21 protein-coding genes and 3 tRNA genes are annotated in these 19,350 nt (G+C 40.4%); 22 read left to right on the top strand and 2 right to left on the bottom strand.

Features of this window, described 5'->3' with window-relative positions:
• Positions 1 to 115: 115 nt before the first annotated feature.
• The 9 genes from NO991_RS07410 to NO991_RS07370 all read left to right on the top strand — a co-directional run bounded on the left by NO991_RS07410 (position 116) and on the right by NO991_RS07370 (position 6,404).
• A complete protein-coding gene (locus NO991_RS07410) occupies positions 116 to 535 on the top strand; it encodes a hypothetical protein (RefSeq protein WP_371351891.1) in 420 nt (139 codons plus the stop codon).
• A gap of 103 nt (positions 536 to 638) precedes the next feature.
• Complete coding sequence (locus tag NO991_RS07405) at positions 639 to 917, top strand: hypothetical protein (RefSeq protein WP_371351890.1); 279 nt, start codon at positions 639 to 641, stop codon at positions 915 to 917.
• A 168-nt stretch (positions 918 to 1,085) separates the two neighbouring features.
• A complete protein-coding gene (locus NO991_RS07400) occupies positions 1,086 to 1,949 on the top strand; it encodes a DUF2167 domain-containing protein (RefSeq protein WP_371351889.1) in 864 nt (287 codons plus the stop codon).
• 439 nt (positions 1,950 to 2,388) lie between these two features.
• Positions 2,389 to 2,829, top strand: coding sequence for a hypothetical protein (locus NO991_RS07395; RefSeq protein WP_371351888.1), 441 nt, complete (start codon positions 2,389 to 2,391; stop codon positions 2,827 to 2,829).
• A 113-nt stretch (positions 2,830 to 2,942) separates the two neighbouring features.
• On the top strand, positions 2,943 to 3,212 hold the full coding sequence (locus NO991_RS07390; RefSeq protein WP_371351887.1) for a hypothetical protein: 270 nt from the start codon (positions 2,943 to 2,945) through the stop codon (positions 3,210 to 3,212).
• Between the two features lie 107 nt (positions 3,213 to 3,319).
• The gene (locus NO991_RS07385; protein WP_371351886.1) at positions 3,320 to 3,586 is read left to right on the top strand and encodes a hypothetical protein; all 267 of its coding nucleotides are present in this window, start codon (positions 3,320 to 3,322) and stop codon (positions 3,584 to 3,586) included.
• A 121-nt stretch (positions 3,587 to 3,707) separates the two neighbouring features.
• Entirely contained in the window at positions 3,708 to 4,184 is a 477-nt protein-coding gene (locus NO991_RS07380) for a hypothetical protein (RefSeq protein ID WP_371351885.1), read from the top strand.
• Complete coding sequence (locus tag NO991_RS07375; protein ID WP_371351884.1) at positions 4,174 to 4,863, top strand: hypothetical protein; 690 nt, start codon at positions 4,174 to 4,176, stop codon at positions 4,861 to 4,863. The genes NO991_RS07380 and NO991_RS07375 overlap by 11 nt, the downstream gene beginning before the upstream one ends.
• A 998-nt stretch (positions 4,864 to 5,861) precedes the next feature.
• Positions 5,862 to 6,404, top strand: coding sequence for a hypothetical protein (locus NO991_RS07370; RefSeq protein WP_371351883.1), 543 nt, complete (start codon positions 5,862 to 5,864; stop codon positions 6,402 to 6,404).
• A 499-nt stretch (positions 6,405 to 6,903) separates the two neighbouring features.
• On the opposite strand, the gene NO991_RS07365 is transcribed toward NO991_RS07370, so the two are convergent.
• Positions 6,904 to 6,980, bottom strand: a tRNA-Pro gene (locus NO991_RS07365).
• A 105-nt stretch (positions 6,981 to 7,085) separates the two neighbouring features.
• A complete protein-coding gene (locus tag NO991_RS07360; RefSeq protein ID WP_371351882.1) occupies positions 7,086 to 7,703 on the bottom strand; it encodes an arylesterase in 618 nt (205 codons plus the stop codon).
• Between NO991_RS07360 and NO991_RS07355 the strand changes: the two genes are divergently transcribed.
• The 13 genes from NO991_RS07355 to NO991_RS07295 all read left to right on the top strand — a co-directional run bounded on the left by NO991_RS07355 (position 7,704) and on the right by NO991_RS07295 (position 19,350).
• A complete protein-coding gene (locus tag NO991_RS07355; RefSeq protein WP_054553007.1) occupies positions 7,704 to 8,423 on the top strand; it encodes an ABC transporter ATP-binding protein in 720 nt (239 codons plus the stop codon).
• Complete coding sequence (locus tag NO991_RS07350) at positions 8,413 to 10,914, top strand: ABC transporter permease (protein ID WP_371351881.1); 2,502 nt, start codon at positions 8,413 to 8,415, stop codon at positions 10,912 to 10,914. Before NO991_RS07355 ends, NO991_RS07350 begins: the two co-directional genes overlap by 11 nt.
• Positions 10,915 to 11,052: 138 nt before the next feature.
• A complete protein-coding gene (gene ruvC / locus NO991_RS07345) occupies positions 11,053 to 11,577 on the top strand; it encodes a crossover junction endodeoxyribonuclease RuvC (RefSeq protein WP_054553009.1) in 525 nt (174 codons plus the stop codon).
• A 1-nt stretch (position 11,578) separates the two neighbouring features.
• Positions 11,579 to 12,199, top strand: a complete 621-nt coding sequence (gene ruvA / locus NO991_RS07340) for a Holliday junction branch migration protein RuvA (protein WP_054553010.1) — start codon at positions 11,579 to 11,581, stop codon at positions 12,197 to 12,199.
• Between the two features lie 7 nt (positions 12,200 to 12,206).
• Positions 12,207 to 13,211: a Holliday junction branch migration DNA helicase RuvB gene (ruvB, locus tag NO991_RS07335; RefSeq protein ID WP_371351880.1), complete on the top strand. Its 1,005-nt coding sequence runs from the start codon at positions 12,207 to 12,209 to the stop codon at positions 13,209 to 13,211.
• A gap of 983 nt (positions 13,212 to 14,194) precedes the next feature.
• The gene (gene tolQ, locus NO991_RS07330) at positions 14,195 to 14,899 is read left to right on the top strand and encodes a protein TolQ (RefSeq protein WP_054553012.1); all 705 of its coding nucleotides are present in this window, start codon (positions 14,195 to 14,197) and stop codon (positions 14,897 to 14,899) included.
• Positions 14,886 to 15,311, top strand: a complete 426-nt coding sequence (gene tolR / locus NO991_RS07325) for a protein TolR (RefSeq protein ID WP_054553013.1) — start codon at positions 14,886 to 14,888, stop codon at positions 15,309 to 15,311. Before tolQ ends, tolR begins: the two co-directional genes overlap by 14 nt.
• 1 nt (position 15,312) lies before the next feature.
• Positions 15,313 to 16,251 carry a cell envelope integrity protein TolA gene (gene tolA, locus NO991_RS07320; RefSeq protein WP_054553014.1) on the top strand — a complete coding sequence of 313 codons (939 nt, stop codon included), beginning with the start codon at positions 15,313 to 15,315 and terminating at the stop codon, positions 16,249 to 16,251.
• A 9-nt stretch (positions 16,252 to 16,260) separates the two neighbouring features.
• Positions 16,261 to 17,619: a Tol-Pal system beta propeller repeat protein TolB gene (tolB, locus tag NO991_RS07315; RefSeq protein WP_199528908.1), complete on the top strand. Its 1,359-nt coding sequence runs from the start codon at positions 16,261 to 16,263 to the stop codon at positions 17,617 to 17,619.
• Positions 17,620 to 17,653: 34 nt separating this feature from the next.
• Positions 17,654 to 18,196: a peptidoglycan-associated lipoprotein Pal gene (pal, locus tag NO991_RS07310; protein ID WP_054553016.1), complete on the top strand. Its 543-nt coding sequence runs from the start codon at positions 17,654 to 17,656 to the stop codon at positions 18,194 to 18,196.
• Between the two features lie 12 nt (positions 18,197 to 18,208).
• Positions 18,209 to 18,970 (top strand): tol-pal system protein YbgF, encoded by a 762-nt coding sequence (gene ybgF / locus NO991_RS07305; protein ID WP_054553017.1) that lies wholly within the window; start codon positions 18,209 to 18,211, stop codon positions 18,968 to 18,970.
• Between the two features lie 168 nt (positions 18,971 to 19,138).
• A tRNA-Lys gene (locus NO991_RS07300) sits at positions 19,139 to 19,214 on the top strand.
• Between the two features lie 63 nt (positions 19,215 to 19,277).
• Positions 19,278 to 19,350, top strand: a tRNA-Lys gene (locus NO991_RS07295).

Raw genomic sequence — 19,350 nt, 5'->3', positions numbered from 1 at the left:
CATAACAAACGCATTAATGAATGGACGTCTAAAGCTTGGCTGACGCTCGTTCCTCGCTGATTTTAGCCAAGCTTAATCCGCCCATTATGCGGGCGTTATATAGCACAAGGAAGTCATGCGTTATCTGTTACTAATTTCAATTATTCTAATATCAGGTTGCTCAAGGGAGCATCACCCTGCGATAGGTGTTATACAATTTTCAATTGAAGATGCCAACAAAATAGAATTGATAAAACATTTAGACTCATTTGCTCTCAACAACAACTTAGCAAAAAACTACGAAGGTGGAGAACAAATGCTCCCTGAAAAAGCTGCTGTTTTAGTTGCTGCTAAATATTCTTTGGATGACGGCGTCCATATATTTGTTCAAAACTATTTAAACCACGATTGTTTTTTCGCGGCCGCATATGACTTTAATAAAGGGAATGAAAAAAAGGCTAGAGAATTAGCTGAATTACTAAAAGCTGAACTAGTTAAAACGTTTAAAAAACGACTAACTTTTTATAGCGACAGCCAGTGTAAAAGTGCTATATAACAAGCCAATTAAGTACGGGACTGCTAAAGCTTGGCTCGGTTCCGCTTCGCTACATAGTTTAGCCAAGCATTTATCAGCCCCTTATTGGGGCGTTAGGTTACTAATGAGTACAGATATAGAACCGATGTATATTGATTGCGGTAAGCATGGAAAGCGAGTGGCTGCCGTACTATGTGGTCATCTTGTCAAACCTGAGGGAGAGCCTCTCGGTTTCATTGAAAATTCAAGCGTTCCAAATGATTTTCAAGCTTGGTGTTATCAATGTGAGGCTGTTTTTGAGGAAGAGGACGGCATGACAGAAAGATTCAGAGAGTTTAATCAAATGTCAGTCGTATGTGTTAACTGTTACGAACAAGCAGCACAGTATCACAATGTAGATTGAGGTTCGTAACCTAACAAGCTGTTTAAAATGGACGCCTTACTGCTTGGCTGGTGCTCATTCTTCGCTAATTTTAGCCAAGCGTAATCCTCCCATTAACAGGGCGTTAGTTGCATAGGTTGAACCGATGCAGCATCAACATAAATTACAATAACAAATAAGGAAATATTAATGCGTTTAGGACTATTAATTGTATGTACCATATTTTTCTCCTTTTCAGCTTTTTCTCAAGATGATGAGTATCTCAATCAGGTCCAGCAACTTGACTGGAAAGGTGTCGTTGATAGCTATGAACTTGCCTCTAATGATGCAAAGATTACGATTAGTGAAAATGAGTATTTAGTTTTGGGAAAAGATGCCCACAAATTCATGCTTCTTACAGAAGGGCACGATGGCTTCAAGCCTGACGCCGTAAAACTCAAAATACATGTCGATGAATCTGAATCTACGGCAATTTATCAGCGATATGACATTGGTTTTGTAAAAACTGATGACTGGGAAGAAAACATTGATTCCGATGAGATGTTAGCTGAAATCATGCAAGGCACAGAAGAAACCAATAAAATACGCGCTGAAGGCCATGCCAAGCTATATATTGACGGTTGGGCGCAGGCACCTTTTCTGGATAAAGAGAACTCGATTATTTATTGGGCTATTAATGGGCATACTAGTGAGAATAGACAATTTATTAACGCGAAAGCATTAAAACTAGGCAGAAAAGGTTATACAGAAGTTATTTGGGCTGGTTCGCCTGACCAATTTACTAATGCCGAAGCTGTATTAGAGCCTGTTTTGGCGAGTTACACATATAATGAAGGCTTTCAATATGATGACTTTATGCCTGAAACAGACACTGTTGCTGCAATGGGAGCTGGCGCATTAGTTTATAAACTTGCAACAGGTAAAGCGGCTGTTAAAGCTGGATTCTTAGCCGCTGCTGCTATTTTTGCTAAAAAGTTCTGGTTTATCATTTTTATACCGTTCGTATATGGTTGGAAATGGATCAAACGTAAATTTTCTGGCAAATCAGAATAAGCAACTAACAAGTTGCTCAAGTTCGTTCGTAAACTCACTGGGACAATTAACAGTTGGCTTGGCGCCTCGCGCAAGTTTAGCCAACAGTCAATTGCCCCTTAGCAAAGCGTTACTGATTAAATACTCTAACACGTTTTTGTCCAGAAATGAGTTAACTCAAATACCCTAAATATCAATTCTCAGGGATAGCTAGACATTGAGATTGGCTTAAAATAAGAGTTAATTGATTTCCATACTCTATAGTACGCGCATATATTCAAGAAAATGTGCGACGAGCGCATTTTCTTTTTTCTGAATATCTTTAAGTACTAATAAAAAAATTAGAGTTGGCGATGCCTTAACTAATTTGTTACTAATAGACTTATTAATACATGCGCGTAACATCGGCAGAATGATGCGCGATGCTCGCATTATAAAATTGTTATATACCAAGGGAAATATGGTTCAACATTCTAACTCTGTTCAAATAATGGCTTATATTTGTGGAGTCATACTTTTGCCTGTTTATGCGCTAGGTCCTCTATCTATGATTTACTTATCAAGCAATAGAATTGCGGATGGTGATTGGCAAACTTTAATTTTTTTATTTTTCTTATGTAGCGCTTTGGTTTATTTTTGTGGCAAATATTTCTTTCTATTGGTTCGTTTCCTTCGGAGTTTAAAGTTTAGTTTTACCTTCGATTCTAAAGGAATTGTTCTATGTAAAAACGAGCAATCATCATTCTATGCTTGGAGTGATTTAAAAAACTCGAAAGAATATGCTAATTGCCAAATGTATTGTTTAGTCGACTCAAATGGAGAGCACTTATTTTCTATTTGGGAGTATGCTGACAACTATCAAGAATTCCGAGATGCGGCTCTGGTACATATTGGTATATAACATGTAAATTATGTGTGGGACGTCTAAAGCTCGACTGGCGCCTGTTCCTTGCTATTTTAGCCCAAGCTTAATCCGCCCATTATGTCGGCGTTCTGTGCTCTAACAGGTCAGTGATGGATATACCAATTGAAGATGAATTAAAATCTATTTGTATTGAGATAGTTAACCAAGACTACTCAACTCATCAATGGCTTGAAATAGAGTCGAGCGATATGTTTCAGTCTCCATCGTTTGTTGGTGGCTTTGACGCTGATGAAGTGGAGTTTTGCTTTAGTTATTTCGATGAGAATCGCACTGAATTTTGGTTTCAGTTTACTTTAGACCAAGCAAAGTCAATTTCAAAAGATGAAAGCGTTAAGTTGTCTGGCTTAAAATCTGAATAAAAACACATAACAAGTGCCCAAACCAAAGGACGCAAAACAGCAGGCTTGCGCTCCTTCGTCGCTAATTTTAGCCTGCTAAGCAAACGTTATGTGTTTAGGAGGTTCAGGTGACACACGGAGGAGGTGGGGCATTATACCTACTACTTATTTTGTTATTAGTATCTCTACCTGTCACCTTGATTTGGATTTTTCATGGGCAAGGTAATGCTAGAAAGAGGCGTGCTATAGGTTTCTCTCAAATAGGCATTTTCGCTATAGCAATAATATTATTCTTTTCTGGTGTCAGTTACCTTCAAAATATTGGGTTTGTCGCTGGTTTTATTGTTTTGATAGCTATGTTGATCACACCCGTAGTATTTAAAAACAGAGTGTAATATACACCTAAAAAGGCCGTTAAACCGTGGGCACAAAACAGCAGGCTTGTGCTCCTACGTCGCCAATTTTAGCCTGCTATTTTGTGCCGTTTACTGCAAGCGTAATATTGCAAGGAGAGCTATGCGTAATCTAATCATTATTTTAGTCGCTTCGGTACTAATATCTTGCGTTGGAATCCCTGCTGAAATTTTAAAATCCAAATCAGCTGAGTATAAATTTCCTATTCTGCCTAGTACCGAAAGTACAATCGTGTATCTAATATCTCCGGTTGCATACCAAGAACCGGGTGCGAATCAACAAGTAAAAGTTAACGGCATTAATAGTAAGCTATATTTTGGAGCCTACAGTTCAATTACATTAGCCGAAGATGCAACTATACAATATCGCTTCAATCACAATTCAAACTTGGTTGATGCTGGTCAATGGAATCAACTTAAAGTAGCAGCTAATAAAAATGAGCTATTTTATGTATTAAAGAATGGTTTATTTACTCAAGTATCTAAAGAGCAAGCTATCGCTCACATTGTAACCATTGAATATCGGTATTGTGAATATAAACCAAAGCCTTGTGAGCCAATGGTTTACAATGCAATATAACAATCGCACTAAGGGTGGACGCAAAAAGCTTGGCTTGCGCTCCTTCGTCGATAATTTTAGCCAAGCTTTATCCGCCCTCTATACGGCGTTAGGTACAAAGGAAGTAAATTTGAAATTTCTAGCTCTTTTTTTGCTATCAATACTTTCTGGCTGTAGCGTTGTTGTACACGATAAAACTAATGATCCAATAGCGCTTTCCTTGATAGGAAGTTATTACCAAACAGTTAAAGATGGCTTTTTATACGAAGCAAGGTGCGCGGACATCAATGCGTCTATCCAATCAACAGAATGGTGTACTGGAATACAAGCTTTTGATTCGGGCAACGAATACTCTAAAACACCTACCAACTATCAGGCATATAAATCAGCTCAAGAAGAGTGGGATACCAAGCTATTTACTAAGTTAGCTTTTGAGAAACAGCGCTCAATAATTTCGGCCTTATCAAAAGGTACTGTTATTAAAATTACTAAATTAGTTCAGTACCCTTGGGGTACTAACGGTTATTATTGGGTTATTAGAGCAGATTTGATTAACACCGAAGGCAATCTGATAGAAGTAGAATTGCCAACAAATAGTGCGTTAGCTTTCCCTAGTTGGCTACAAGGTTATGGTGTGCAAGCGTTACCACAGTTGAAGCATGAGTATTTAATGCAATGTAAAAATGCTAAGTGCACCTAACAAGCAACTGAAGTCGTACGCTGGCGCTCATTGGGCGTTAGGTTTTACGGAAAGAAAGGACCCAACATGAAAAAAATTTATTCTCTCCACTTTTTGTATTATTACTGTAGGGTGTGCAAGCACTGAACAAGGTGCTAGTTTTTCAGGAGCCTCGTTTGAATATATTGAACCAATAGGTTCTGATATTGCCTATTTACAGCTGGAAACTGAAGAAAAAACAGATGGTTTTGGGCTTGCTCCTTATCCCCATACCGCAATTATTTACGAGCTGTGTTCACGCGAAGGTGAAAATAGCACCTTTGGTTACGCTGGAGATATTAAGGTATCTACAGAGTTAAAGTTAGGAAACCCTGCAACAGTAAAAGTAGCATCTGGAAAACCTATTTTTGTAGCTTTTGGTTTAATACACCCCGTTAATGGCTATGAATGTACATCAAAATATATATTTACACCTGAGAGAGGTAAAACGTATTCAATGGTTAATTCCGTTAGTTGGTCTGAGTGTCCAACGAAGGTAGGAGTTATCTCAAACGGTAATCAAGTTTTACCTATTAACGGTTTACAAGTTTTAGACAAAGCTACAAATTTACAGTTGGAAAATAAAGGCGTAAATGTAATTCGAAAGAAGTGTAAAACATAACAAGCTGTTTAAGCGTGGGACTGCTAAAGCTTGGTTCGGTTTCGCTACCTTTGCATTTTAGCCAAACATTAATCAGCTCCTAATTGGGTGTTACCAAGGCCTTTCTTTTATAGAGCCGTCCTTCGTCTGTTCACAATAGCTTTTTTATTTCGTCAAAGTAAAGTGTTTGCATAGTCAGAAAAACGACCCAATCGCTTGTTTTTGTTCTGAGACAAAAACTAAATCCCCTGCATTTTAGTAGTCATGGCAATTAGTTAAGAAGTTTGTTACAAATGAGTCATTCAGAAAAGCGAGCGACGCAGTGGTAGAAAAACGCGCGATTCGCTCGCTATAAACATGTTAGACTCAAGAGGGAAATGTGGATTCGAAATTAGTTATTGCAATGGTATCAATATCTGTTGGCTGGCTCCTAGCCCAGCTCACAGAAGTTTGGAAGTCAATTTATAAGACGCGCAAGCTAAAGTCGGCACTAAAAGCAGAACTTTCAGATATTTTAAGGAAGGCCAACGGCGCTAAGAAATACTGCCTAGAGTTCCGTGATGGAGCAAAAGAGAGTACAAACGGACCTATCACTCCTCAGCCTATTAAAACATTAATATTTGATAAGTTTTATCACGAGATGTATACAAAATTTAAGCCCGAAGAGCGTGATGCCATTTCAACTACTTATGGGCATATTGAGAATTTGAATAAGCTGATCTCTGAGTATAAGTTCGAGAACAGATTTGAAAGTTATGCAAATATGTATTCATCTACTCTATGGGCTATTGCGTGGGTGGAGGCTCAACTTGAAAACAGTTCCACAAGCCTTCGTAAGGAGAAAGTCCAGGAGGTGAATGAGCATATTCGGCAATATGCTGAAGAAATGGAACGCTTGTTCTCCCAGGCCAAAAGAGTCTAACAAACAGCGGCAGAGCGACAGCCAACGCTACGCAGATTTTGTGTTACTCGCTGACGCTCAAACATTAACACAAAATCTGCTCCGCGCTGGCTGCACCTGCGCTGGGCGTTACTGATTAAATACTCTAACGTGTTTTTGTCCAAAAGCGTGTTAGAGTGGCCGTCTGCTTCTCGCTCAAACCTATCAGTTAGGAGCAATTCTAACCTAATTGCCAAAAGCATAAGATCATATATGGGCTGCCACGATTCATTGCCCGTCTATTACATATTATTTATCTGAAAAGCTTTTATAAAATTCTATCTTTGGGAAGGTAACAAAGGTGCCATTAGCTGTCTTCATATATCCCCCCAATCAACACATAATCTAACCTAAAAATAAGAAAATAAATTTAGTTAACTATGGTGCGATAAATGTGCGATATAAATAAAGGAATGCAGAGTTAAGGTGCGATAAAGTGAATAGGTAAGTTATTTAACTTATTGAATAGAGTGTAGAAAAATGGTCGGCATAGCAGGATTTGAACCTGCGACCCCTGACACCCCATGACAGTGCGCTACCAAGCTGCGCTATATGCCGACGTTGAAAGCCATAGTACGGCTTTTTTTATAAAAATCAATATCCCCGCAGTTCGATTGCCTGTTAATTGTTCAGGCAATCGATATTAAATCAATGGGCTAGAGGTTAATCTAGCCAATCGTTGATCGTATTGTACATAAAGTCGCGTATTAATGGTTGAGCATCGGCATTAGGGTGCAGGTTATCGTTTTGCATAAGTTCAGGGCGGCCTGCAATGCTAAGCATGAAAAACGGCATGAGCTCAGAATCTGTTTCATCGGCAATGGTTTTAAAGCTATCGGTGAAAAGTTTTGTGTAACGCGGGCCATAGTTTGGTGGAATTTGTACTTCCATTACGGCGGTTTTCGCCCCAATTTTTTGGCTTTTTGCAATTAAATCACGTAAGTTAGCTTGCAGGCGTTTAATAGGGAAACCTCGTAAACCATCGTTTCCGCCAAGCTCAATGAGTACATGAGTGGGTTCAAATTCGCTCAGTAACGCGTCGAGCCGTCTTAGGGCACCGCCTGTGGTTTCACCGCTAATACTGGCGTTTACTAGGTATACAGATTGGTCTTTTTCATCGTACTTATCTTGTAACAATTTAACCCAGCCTTGCTCTTGTTTAAGTCCGTAAGCGGCGCTTAAACTGTCACCTAGAATTAAAATTGTGTTGTCAGCTGCTGCCGTAAGTGGTTTGATTACTAACAGTAAAACGAATATAAAACGTAGGATTGGATGCATCATATGTCAGCGCTTTCTCAATTAAACATCATTCAAGTTAAAGGACTTTCTAAAACGGTCACCACGGTTGAGGGCGACCTGACCATCCTCAGTGACATCAGCTTTAATGTCAAGTCGGGTGACTCAGTTGCCGTGGTGGGCACCTCTGGTTCGGGTAAGTCTACTTTATTGAGTTTATTGGCCGGCCTTGACCAATCTACCGGTGGTAGTATCCATTTAGATGGAGCCGCATTACACGAATTAGATGAAGAGGCACGCGCAGCACTTCGCGCTGAAAAAGTAGGTTTTGTATTTCAGTCTTTTATGCTTGTACAAAGCTTAACAGCCCTTGAAAACGTAATGCTTCCCGCTGAACTTGCAGGAAGCAAAGACGCTAAACAACAAGCCCTAGAGCTACTTGAAAAAGTAGGCTTAAGCCATCGTGTGGGTCATTACCCATCGCAATTATCTGGTGGTGAGCAGCAACGTGTAGCAATTGCTCGTGCATTTATAGGCACACCGAAAATCTTATTTGCCGATGAACCATCAGCAAACCTTGATAGCAAAAACGGTAAGTTAATTGAGTCTCTATTATTTGAATTAAATAAAGAGCACGGCACGACACTTATTTTAGTAACCCATGATGAGCAGCTTGCACAAAAGTGCCAGCAAATTTTACATATTGAAGCAGGGCAGCTAGTAACTGTTAAAGAAAACGAAGGAGTGCAAGCGAATGTGGGCTAAATTAGCACTAAAACTGTTTTCACGTGAGTTTAAGCGTGGCGAATTAACAGTGATCAGTGCAGCAATAGCCTTAGCTGTTCTCACTGTTTTAACACTGTCTATGGTTACCGATCGAATTGGTCAAAGTATTGAAGAAAAAAGCAGTGCTTTTATTGCGGCTGATCGCGTTTTAGCGAGTAACCATGCTTTACCTGTTGAGTTTTTAGAACAAGCTAACCAAGAAAACTTACGCACCGCTAAAATAACTTACTTCGACACCATGTTATTTGCCGGTGACGAAATGCAACTTGGCTCGGTCAAAGCGGTATCAAACACTTATCCGTTAAAAGGCGAATTAAAAGTAAAAACCAGCCTGACTGGTCAACCACAAGTAACTTCTGATATCCCAAGTCGTGGTGAAGTGTGGTTAAGTGAATCTGTGTTTTATGCGCTAAACATTGAAGTGGGCGATAAAGTAGAGCTTGGCGCAGCTACGTTTACGGCTAGTCATGTTGTAGCTGAAGAGCCTGATGCACCGTTTAATGTGTTTTCAAGCAGCCAACGAATCTTAATCAATGAAGCAGACATTGCTGTGACAGAGGTAATTCAGCCGGGCAGCCGGGTGTTTTACCGCCAACTTTATGCTGGCGACAAAGACAACTTAGATACCTTTTATGCGTGGTTAAAACCACAAATGAAAGAAAACCAGCGTTGGTATGGCGTTAAAGATCGCCAGTCACCTATTTCTAATAGTTTAAATCGTGCCGAAAGCTATTTATTGCTAGCTGGTTTACTTGGCATTATTTTAGCTGCCGTTGCTATTGCGGTATCGGCAAAACGTTATTGTGAGCGTCAGTACGACCCAGTTGCTATGATGAAAACGCTTGGCGGTAGCCGCGCTATGATCCGTAAAATCTATTTATTACATTTGAGCCTTGTATGTTCAATGTCGGTGATTGTCGGTTTACTGATTGGTTATGGTTTACAAGCGATTGCCACTGATTATTTGGCACAAACCATGGGCTCAGCATTGCCGAGTGCATCGGCAAAACCTTGGATCATTGCGATTAGCACGGGTGTGATTTGTGCGGTTATGTTTTCAATTAAACCGCTACTCGATTTATTTGATATTCCGCCGCTGCGTGTGCTTCGCCGTAACTTAGGCGACCGTTTATTAGTAAGTAAAGTGCACCTTACTATGTCGGCGCTTACTGTGTTTTTACTGATGTGGTTATTTAGTAACAACATCAAAATTAGTGCAATTTTGTTCCTTTCTACGGCATTTTTAATTGCGGTGTTATTTGGCTTATCAAAGGTTATTTTTGGTGGTGGCCGCAAACTTGGCTTGAGTCCGGGCAATAGTTGGTCATTGGCGATTGCGTCAATTCAAAAGCGTGCCAATGTGAATGCTGTGCAATTAATTAGCTTTGCTTTGGCTATCAAGCTATTACTGTTTTTAATTGTACTTAAGAACGACATGATTTCGGATTGGCAGTCTCAGCTTCCTGAAAATGCCCCTAATTCATTTTTAGTGAACATTACTGAGCAAGAGTTAGAGCCTATTACTAGCTTCTTAGCGCAAAATGATATGCCAACGTCTGATTTCTATCCGGTTGTTCGTGGCCGTGTAAATGCCGTAAATGGTGAGTTGGTTGCCCGCGAAGTATCGCAAGAAGACAACGAAAAGAAAGACGAAGAAGCCCGCTCTGGTATTGGCCGTGAGTTAAACCTAACTTGGCGTAAAGACTTACCCAATCAAAACGAGCTTATCGACGGTACATGGTTTAGTGAAGACTCAGTAGCCGAGGCATCGGTCGAAGAGTCGATGCTTGAGCGCCTTGATGTAAAAATAGGCGATACGCTTACTTTCTTAATTGGCGCGCAGTCGTTTGACGCAAAAATTACCAGTGTACGTAAGGTTAATTGGACCACGCTTAAACCTAACTTCTTTATTATTTTAAGCCCAGATGTGCTAGCGAGTTTTCCTGCTACTTATATTTCATCAGTGAATGTAAAAGCAGAGAAAAAACGAGAGTTTAATGAGCTAATGCGTCAATACCCCACGGTTAACGTGATAGATGTTGAGAGCTTTATTAAACAAATTCGCTCAACCATAGAGCAAGTATCGTTAGCGATTGGCTTTGTACTAGCGATTGTGGTTGCCTGTGGCGCTTTAGTACTTATTTCACAAGTACAAGCAAGTTTGGGTGAGCGAATGCAAGAGATTGTTATTTTGCGAACCTTAGGTGCGAAAGGGCGCTTAATTAAAAATGCCACCTTATATGAGTTTTTATTATTAGGCGTTACCGCAGGCTTAGTTGCTGCCATTGTCAGTGACATCGCCCTGTTAATAGTACAAAAACAAATGTTCGATTTAGCAGGTAAGTTCCACCCTCATATTTGGGTGATTGGCCCAGCAGTCGGTGGCTTATTTGTGGCATGTTTGGGTTATTTGATGATAGCGCGAACAATGCGAAAAAATACCCAAGGCTTATTACGCTCGCTCGCGTAAATGTCTTAATTAAAGGTTGACTATAAAATGCTCGCAATTGCGGGCATTTTTTATGAATTGCAATTGGCTACTGGTAATTTATACAGTGCTCTGGCATTATTAACCGCAGATAATAATGATAATAGACGAGTCAGTTAGTTGGCGATTATTTTAGGGATTGATCCTGGTTCACGATTAACAGGGTACGGCGTGATTGCCCACCAAGGTGCTAAGTTCACTTATTTAGGCAGTGGCTGCATTAAATTGGCCGATCACGATTTTCCGATACGCTTAAAAATGATTTACCAAGGGATCAGTCAATTGGTAGAGCAATTCTCCCCAGACAGTTTTGCTATCGAAAAAGTGTTTATGGCACACAACCCAGACTCAGCGCTTAAACTCGGTCAAGCACGTGGCGCTGCTATCGTTGGTGCTTCAATGGCAGAGCTGCCAGTTTATGAATATTCAGCTCGGCAAATTAAGCAGGCCGTTGTAGGTAATGGCGGAGCCGATAAGTCTCAAGTACAGCATATGGTTAAAAACATTTTAAAGCTGCCAGGTACCCCTCAAGCCGATGCCGCAGATGCTTTAGCAATTGCTATTTGTCATGCACACTCAGAACAAAATTTAATAAAACTTGCGGGCAGTGCGAGCAAAACCGTAAGAGGACGATTAAGGAAGTAATATGATTGGTCGATTAAATGGCTTACTAGTAGAAAAGCAGCCACCAGAAATTCTTATCGAAGTAAGTGGTGTAGGCTACGAAGTACAAATGCCCATGACTTGCTTTTATGATTTACCAGCAGTGGGTGAGCAAGCGATTATTTATACCCATTTTGTGGTACGTGAAGATGCCCAGCTATTATTTGGCTTTAACAACAAAACCGAACGCGCTTTATTTAGAGAGCTTTTAAAAGCCAATGGTGTAGGGCCAAAGCTTGGTCTAGCTATTTTATCGGGTATGTCGGCGCAGCAATTTGTAAGTTGTGTTAATAATGAAGATGCGACCACACTGGTTAAACTACCGGGCGTTGGTAAAAAAACGGCTGAGCGTTTAGTGCTCGAAATGAAAGACAGGCTTAAAAATTGGGGTAATGACTTATTTACACCATTTAGCGATAATGCCGTCATTGAGCCATCAAGTGATGATACCCTAGTGGCAAATAATGCTGCTGATGATGCTGTATCAGCACTTGTGGCATTAGGCTATAAGCTACCGCAAGCACAAAAAGCGGTTAAAACAGTGAACAAACCAGATATGACGACCGAGGTTCTAATTAAAGAAGCTCTAAAATCAATGTTGTGAGTAAACCATGATTGAAGCAGATCGCTTAATAGATGCGAGTGAACAAAGTAACGAAGACAGTGTTGATCGTGCCATACGACCAAAACTGTTAACCGATTACACAGGCCAGCCGCATGTTAAGCAACAAATGGAAATTTTTATTGAGGCAGCTCGCCATCGTGGCGAAGCGCTGGATCACTTATTAATATTTGGTCCACCGGGTCTTGGTAAAACCACACTTGCAAACATTGTTGCCAACGAGCTTAAGGTTAATATTAAAACAACGTCGGGGCCAGTGCTTGAAAAAGCAGGGGATTTAGCCGCACTTTTAACGAACCTTGAAGAAGGTGACGTACTGTTTATTGACGAAATTCACCGTTTGAGCCCGCAAGTCGAAGAGATTTTGTATCCAGCAATGGAAGATTATCAGCTGGATATCATGATAGGTGAAGGCCCTGCAGCACGTTCAATAAAGCTTGATTTACCGCCATTTACTTTAATTGGCGCAACAACGCGTGCTGGCTCACTCACCTCACCACTTAGAGACCGTTTTGGCATCGTACAGCGATTAGAATTTTATTCGGTTGAAGACTTATCAAAAATTGTTGCCCGTTCAGCAAGCTTTTTAGACTTAACCATGTGCGATGAAGGTGCTACAGAAATCGCCAAGCGTTCACGCGGTACACCGCGCATAGCAAACCGTTTATTACGCCGCGTTCGTGATTACACCCAAGTGAAATCAGACGGTAAAGTGAATGCCACAGTTGCAGAGCAAGCCCTCGATATGATTGATGTTGATAAAAGCGGTTTTGACTACATGGATAGAAAATACCTGTTAGCTATTATCGAAAAATTTATGGGCGGCCCCGTTGGCCTTGATAACCTAGCGGCTGCAATTGGTGAAGAAAAAGAAACCATTGAAGATGTGATAGAGCCGTTTTTAATTCAACAAGGCTTTATACAACGCACCCCACGCGGACGACTTGTTTCAGACATCGCTTATTTACACTTTGGGCTAACGCCAGAAAAATAACTAAAAACCCCGCGGTTAGTTACAAGCTTTAAGCTATAAGTATCAAGCAGCTCGAAAGGGCTGCTTTTTATCGAGATAAATTGCTTGTATCCAACGGGTAAGTAGATTTTTACCGCTTACCGCTTACCGCTTACCGCTTACCGCTTACCGCTTACCGCTTACCGCTTACCGCTTACCGCTTACCGCTTACCACTGGGTTGTTGTCTTATTTTAACATCTGTAATTCACATGCTGTTAAGTTATCGATAGGTATTCTCATTGACGTTTGTGTAGGCAAAAAAAAGCCCGCATAAGGATGCGGGCAAACAACAAGTTGAAGGAAGTAATCCAGGGAACTACGGTCTACTTAAAAAAGGTTTTATCCAGATTTAAGTAAACCTAGTGCAATACGAAATTTCATATTGCTAAAAACGGAGCTTAATGAAAGAAACTTTCATGAGGTTGCTAGCTCGGTATAGGTAAATAATACGCAATGATGGATTTTTCTTCAAACTAGAAAAATTTTATTTTCAGATAAAAAAAACTAATGTGAGTATATTTTTTAATTGTTTTCTTTTTGTTCACATTGTGAATATATTAATTTTAAGTTTATGAATGGGAAGGTTTTTATAAATTTTAAGAACTTTATTCAGGATTAGTTTAAGTATTCTGTAGTAGATTCGTAAAAGTGCTTTTGGGTGTTTATGCGTTATTTATGAATAAACGCCGAGTTTTTGGCTGTTTTGGTTGCTTTTTAGTGTCACTGTAGTGACTTATTATTAAGGTGAAAATATGCATAATTGTATTGATAAAACCTAATGTGGCTAAAAAATAACTAAGCAAATTGCTTTTTACCGTTATTTGCCGCTAATTCACAGCAAGAGCGTTGTCAGTTCATAGCTGACTAGATACACTAGATGTAACTTTTGGCCGCCTTTGTGGTCAATAAATACAAGTGTAAAAAATATAACAAATTACATAGAAATCTATTTTAGGAGTTTAACGTGGGATCAGGGCTTAACTTTTTAGATCTTATTCTAGAAGCCAGTGTACTTGTCCAGCTAGTAATGTTGGCATTAGTCGGTATGTCGGTAATGTCATGGGCAATTATCTTTCAGCGTAAAAAAGCGATTTCTGATGCACTTAATGGCGCAAAGCGCTTTGAGCAGAAGTTTTGGTCGGGTATTGACCTAAGTAAATTATACAACGAAGTATCAGCGCGTCCTGGTGGCGCATCAGGTGTTGAAGCATTATTCGTTGCAGGTTTTAAAGAGTTTGCACGTCATAAGAAAAATTCACCACAAAGTGCAAGTATTGTTATGGAAGGCACACACCGTTCAATGCGTGTTGCTTTATCGCGTGAAGTTGAAAAGCTTGAGTCAAGTTTATCGTTTTTAGCAACAGTGGGTTCTATTAGTCCTTACATCGGCCTGTTTGGTACGGTGTGGGGTATTATGAACGCATTTATCGCATTAGGTGAAGTTAAGCAAGCAACGCTACAAATGGTAGCGCCAGGTATTGCTGAAGCACTAATCGCAACAGCAATGGGTTTATTTGCTGCAATTCCAGCTGTTATTGCTTACAACCGTTTTGCAAACAAAGTAGAAAAGCTTGAAGGTAATTATATTAACTTCATGGAAGAGTTCGCCAATATTTTACACCGCCAAGCTGCTGCGCAAATAGAGGCTAAAGCGAATGTACCAGCGTAAGAAACGTCGCCCAGTAGGTGAGATAAACGTAGTTCCTTACATTGACGTAATGTTGGTACTACTAATCATATTTATGGCAACTGCGCCACTTATTACTCATGGTGTAAAAGTAGATTTGCCAAAAATGGAAGAATCGGATCTTGTTGATACTAAAGACACGCCTCCAATTATTGCGTCAATTGATGCTGAAGGTAAGTACTATGTAAGTATTGGTACAGATCCTGAAGCACCAATGGAAGCGTTGGATGTTGCTGCAGTGATTAAACTTCAGCTGCAAAAGAATCCAGATACGCCAGTGATGATCAAAGGTTCGGGCCGTGTTTCTTATCAAGAAGTACTGCTACTCATGGACTTTTTGAAAAATGCCGGTGTGCCTTCAGTGGGTTTAATGACCGAATCATTTGAGGGTTAGTATGCGTGAGTCATTAATCAAATCGATTCTATTACATCTGGGTATTATTGGTTTTTTAATTGGATCAGCTAGTTTTCATTTACCTACTCCTAAGGTAATGGAAGTAACTTTGAATCCAGCTATGCCTGAGCCAGAAAAGGCTGTTTCAGCGGTTACGGTAGACCAACAAAAGGTTGAACAAAAAATTGCTGAGCTAAAAAAGCAAGAAGAAGCGAAAAAACAAGCTGAAGCAAAGCGTCTTCGTGATCTTGAACGACGTGCCAATGATGCGCGCAAGCAACGTGAAGCGGAAGATCGTCGTCTTAAAAAGCTAGAGCAACAGCGCCGCGCGAAAGAGAAAGAAAAAGCAGAAGCCGAAGCACAAGCGAAAAAAGCACGTGAAATTCAGCAAAAAGAACGTGCTAAAGCGCAACAAGCCGAAAAGCAAAAGCAAGAAGCTGAAGCAGCAGCAAAAGCTGCAGCAGAAAAGCGCAAAGCTGAAGAAGAGGCGTTAAAGAAAGCGGAAGAAGAGCGTAAGCGTAAAGCTGCCGAAGCAGAAGCTGAACGTAAACGCAAAGAAGCCGAAGCCGAGCGTAAACGCCAGCAAGCATTGCAAGAGCAAATGTTGCAAGAGCAGTTAGCTGCTGAGCAAGCTGCACGAAATAAAGTTCGTCAACAGCAAATTGTAAGTGAAGTCGACAAATACAAAGCCTTAATAATGGCACGTATTCAGCAAACTTTACTTATCGATGAAAAGATGAAGAATAAACAATGTCGTGTAAATATTCGTCTTGGCTTTAATGGCTTAGTAACACAAGTTAAGTCATTAGGTGGTGATAAATTAGTGTGTGAAGCTGCGCTTCGAGCTGTTCGTATGGCAGATACACTCCCGGTATCACCCGATAAAGACGTATTTGAGCAACTTAAAAATATTAATTTAACAATCAAGCCAGAATTCTAAAGGAATGATATGTTCAACCAGATAAAAACAGCATGTTTTATTGTATTACTGGGCTTTCATGGCATCGCCAGTGCTGCACTAGAAATTGTTATTACCGAAGGTGTTGATGGTGCACGTCCGATTGCGGTTGTGCCATTTCAATACAATGGGGTTGGCCCCATCCCTGAAAAGTTAAGTAACGTTATTGCAGCAGACTTAATGCGTAGTGGTAAATTTAAACCTATTGATGTAGCAACAATGCCTCAATTACCAGCAACTGATACTGACGTTGACTATGCTGCATGGGTTAATAAAGGTGTTGAAGCCGTTCTTGTTGGTCAAGTTGAACAACAGCCAGGTGGACGTTACTTAGTTAAGTATGAGCTTATTGATGTTATTCGTGGTCAGATCACGGGTGGTCAAACACAGATGATGAGTAACGGTAAGTTAGTTAAAAGCCAAGACCATATTCTTGATGCAAGAGAAAGTGTAATAGCTGAAACGGGTTTCCGACGTTATGCGCACCGTATTAGCGATGTAGTTTATGAAGCACTTACTGGTGAAAAGGGCGCATTTTTAACGAAGATTGCTTATGTCATCGTTCGTGATGGTGAACCTAAGCCATACCAATTAGTTGTTGCTGATTACGATGGTTTTAATGAGCAAGTGTTACTTCGCTCTAAAGAGCCATTAATGTCACCAGCGTGGTCACCTGACGGTACTAAGCTTGCGTATGTAACATTTGAAAATCGTCAAAGCCAAATTTACATTCAAGATTTATACACGGGTAAACGTGAGCTGATCACAAGTCACCCTGGTATTAATGGTGCGCCACAGTTCTCACCTGATGGCAAAAAGCTACTATTAGTGCTCTCTAAAGACCGCAATGGTGCAACAGAAGTATATGTTTTAGACCTTGCAACTCGCAAAGAAAGACGCCTTACAAATCACCGTAGTATAGATACTGAACCATCTTGGTTCCCTAATGGGCAAGATATTGTGTTTACGTCTGAAAGGGGTGGTAATGCCCAGATTTATAAGTTAAATTTGCAAACTGGTAGGTCAAAACGCATGACGTTTGACGGAGATATGAACCTAGCAGGTTCGGTTTCTCCAGATGGAAAAGAATTAGTGATGGTGAACCGTACCAACGGTCAATACCATCTTGCTAAGAAAGAGCTAGCTACAGGTGCGTTCCAAGTATTAACTAGAACACGCCTTGATGAATCGCCGAGTATCGCACCAAACGGCTCGATGATTATCTACAGCACGCTTCATAATAATAAACAGGTGTTGGCGTTAGTTTCTATGGATGGTCGCTTTAAAGCACGCTTACCTGTGCTAGACGGACAAGTTAAGGCACCGGCTTGGTCGCCTTATTTACAGTAATTATACTGGTTTACTCAATATAGGAATCAATTAAATGCAACTTAATAAAACTTTAAAAGGCCTGCTAATTGCTGTGCCAGTGATGACATTAGCGGCGTGTAGCTCTTCTTCAGGTGTTGATGAAGGTGCTGCAAACCAATCTAACCAAGGTATGGTTGAGCAATCAAACAACACTGATACTGTTGAAGTTGCAACGCTTACTCCAGAGCAACAAGCTGAAGAAGCACTTCGTGAAAAATACGAAGCGTTACGTCAAGAGCAAATCATTTACTTTGGTTTTGATAACGCAAAAATCCAAAGCAAGTATGCTGAACTATTACAAGCACACGCTGAATTCTTAGTACAAAACCCTTCAGTTAAAGTACTAATCGAAGGTCACGCTGATGAGCGCGGTACGCCTGAGTACAACATCGCACTAGGCGAGCACCGTGGTCAAGCAGTAGAAAAATACTTACAAAGTTTAGGTGTTTCTGCTAGCCAAATGTCAGTAGTGAGCTATGGTGAAGAGAAGCCAATGGTTAAGTCTCGCACTGAAGAAGCGTTCGCGAAGAACCGTCGCGCAGTATTAGTTTACTAATAAAGAGTCATTATGAAGCCGAAAATTATTTTGGCAGCAATGATCTTAAGCGGGAGCACCCAGTTATGGGCTGCTCCCGCTCCTGTTTCAGAAGCTGCAAGCTCGCAATCGAGCATTGAGAAGCGTTTAGTCGCTTTAGAAAACATGATGAAGTCACGTAATTTATTGCAAGCTGAGCTTCAGCAGCAGCTTAATATTTTACAAGACGAAGTGAGCCAAGTACGTGGTATTACAGAAGAGCAAAGCTATAAGCTTGAAAAAGTACTGCAACGTCAGCGTGAGCTATATCAAGAAATTGAGAACCGAGTTAGCCAAGCTTATAGCCAGCCTGCTGCAACACAAACTCAACCTACAAATACTTATACAGATGTAGGTGCATCACAGGCAATCAGTTCAGACTTATCTGAAAACGAAGCTTATGAGCGTGCAGTGGCGTTAATCATGAAAGATAAACGTTATGAGCAAGCAATTCCTGAGTTTCAAGCATTCTTAACGACATACCCAAATTCAGTGTATGCATCTAATGCGCATTATTGGTTAGGTCAGCTGTTAACTATTCAAAACGATCAAGCAGGTGCGACTGAGCACTTTAAAGTTGTTGTGAATGAATACCCTAATTCTAATAAGCGCCCAGATGCAATGTTAAAGTTAGGAAACTTATTAGCGGATCAAGGTTTAGGCGAGCAAGCCCTTAAAACCTTTAATGATTTAATTAATCAGTACCCAAGTACTACCGCTGCTAAATTAGCCACAGAACGTCTGTCGCAAATGTAGATTTGACCTGATTAGACTGCTTTTTGACATAAGCGGTCTAAAATTAGGCAACTAGACATAAAAACTTAAAAAAAGAGATATTTTCTGTTGCACTCAGCATTTAAATAAGTATTATAAGCGCCCGCAGCAGGCGATTGGTAACAACAGCCAAAATGCGGAAAAAAGAGCGGGTCATTAGCTCAGTTGGTAGAGCAGTGGACTTTTAATCCATTGGTCGATGGTTCAAGTCCATCATGACCCACCATTCTCTTAAAATGGTAATCTTTAATCGACGGATTTACGTATAGCTTTTATAAGCAATTAGAGCGGGTCATTAGCTCAGTTGGTAGAGCAGTGGACTTTTAATCCATTGGTCGATGGTTCAAGTCCATCATGACCCA

Source organism: Pseudoalteromonas sp. DY56-GL22, assembly GCF_041414715.1.
Classification (GTDB): domain Bacteria; phylum Pseudomonadota; class Gammaproteobacteria; order Enterobacterales; family Alteromonadaceae; genus Pseudoalteromonas; species Pseudoalteromonas simplex.
Note: the sequence above shows the minus strand (reverse complement) of the source record. Positions and strands in the feature narration are given on the sequence as shown.

Excerpts from the sequence above, each read along its gene's own strand:
- NO991_RS07410 (WP_371351891.1), top strand. The coding sequence starts at position 116 with ATGCGTTATCTGTTACTAATTTCAATTATTCTAATATCAGGTTGCTCA.
- NO991_RS07380 (WP_371351885.1), top strand. The coding sequence starts at position 3,708 with ATGCGTAATCTAATCATTATTTTAGTCGCTTCGGTACTAATATCTTGC.
- NO991_RS07355 (WP_054553007.1), top strand. The coding sequence starts at position 7,704 with ATGTCAGCGCTTTCTCAATTAAACATCATTCAAGTTAAAGGACTTTCT.
- NO991_RS07360 (WP_371351882.1), bottom strand. The coding sequence starts at position 7,703 with ATGATGCATCCAATCCTACGTTTTATATTCGTTTTACTGTTAGTAATC.
- ruvA (WP_054553010.1), top strand. The coding sequence starts at position 11,579 with ATGATTGGTCGATTAAATGGCTTACTAGTAGAAAAGCAGCCACCAGAA.
- NO991_RS07350 (WP_371351881.1), top strand. The coding sequence starts at position 8,413 with ATGTGGGCTAAATTAGCACTAAAACTGTTTTCACGTGAGTTTAAGCGT.
- ybgF (WP_054553017.1), top strand. The coding sequence starts at position 18,209 with ATGAAGCCGAAAATTATTTTGGCAGCAATGATCTTAAGCGGGAGCACC.
- tolB (WP_199528908.1), top strand. The coding sequence starts at position 16,261 with ATGTTCAACCAGATAAAAACAGCATGTTTTATTGTATTACTGGGCTTT.
- tolR (WP_054553013.1), top strand. The coding sequence starts at position 14,886 with ATGTACCAGCGTAAGAAACGTCGCCCAGTAGGTGAGATAAACGTAGTT.
- NO991_RS07395 (WP_371351888.1), top strand. The coding sequence starts at position 2,389 with ATGGTTCAACATTCTAACTCTGTTCAAATAATGGCTTATATTTGTGGA.
- NO991_RS07400 (WP_371351889.1), top strand. The coding sequence starts at position 1,086 with ATGCGTTTAGGACTATTAATTGTATGTACCATATTTTTCTCCTTTTCA.
- NO991_RS07405 (WP_371351890.1), top strand. The coding sequence starts at position 639 with ATGAGTACAGATATAGAACCGATGTATATTGATTGCGGTAAGCATGGA.
- NO991_RS07375 (WP_371351884.1), top strand. The coding sequence starts at position 4,174 with ATGCAATATAACAATCGCACTAAGGGTGGACGCAAAAAGCTTGGCTTG.
- ruvB (WP_371351880.1), top strand. The coding sequence starts at position 12,207 with ATGATTGAAGCAGATCGCTTAATAGATGCGAGTGAACAAAGTAACGAA.
- tolA (WP_054553014.1), top strand. The coding sequence starts at position 15,313 with ATGCGTGAGTCATTAATCAAATCGATTCTATTACATCTGGGTATTATT.
- pal (WP_054553016.1), top strand. The coding sequence starts at position 17,654 with ATGCAACTTAATAAAACTTTAAAAGGCCTGCTAATTGCTGTGCCAGTG.
- NO991_RS07390 (WP_371351887.1), top strand. The coding sequence starts at position 2,943 with ATGGATATACCAATTGAAGATGAATTAAAATCTATTTGTATTGAGATA.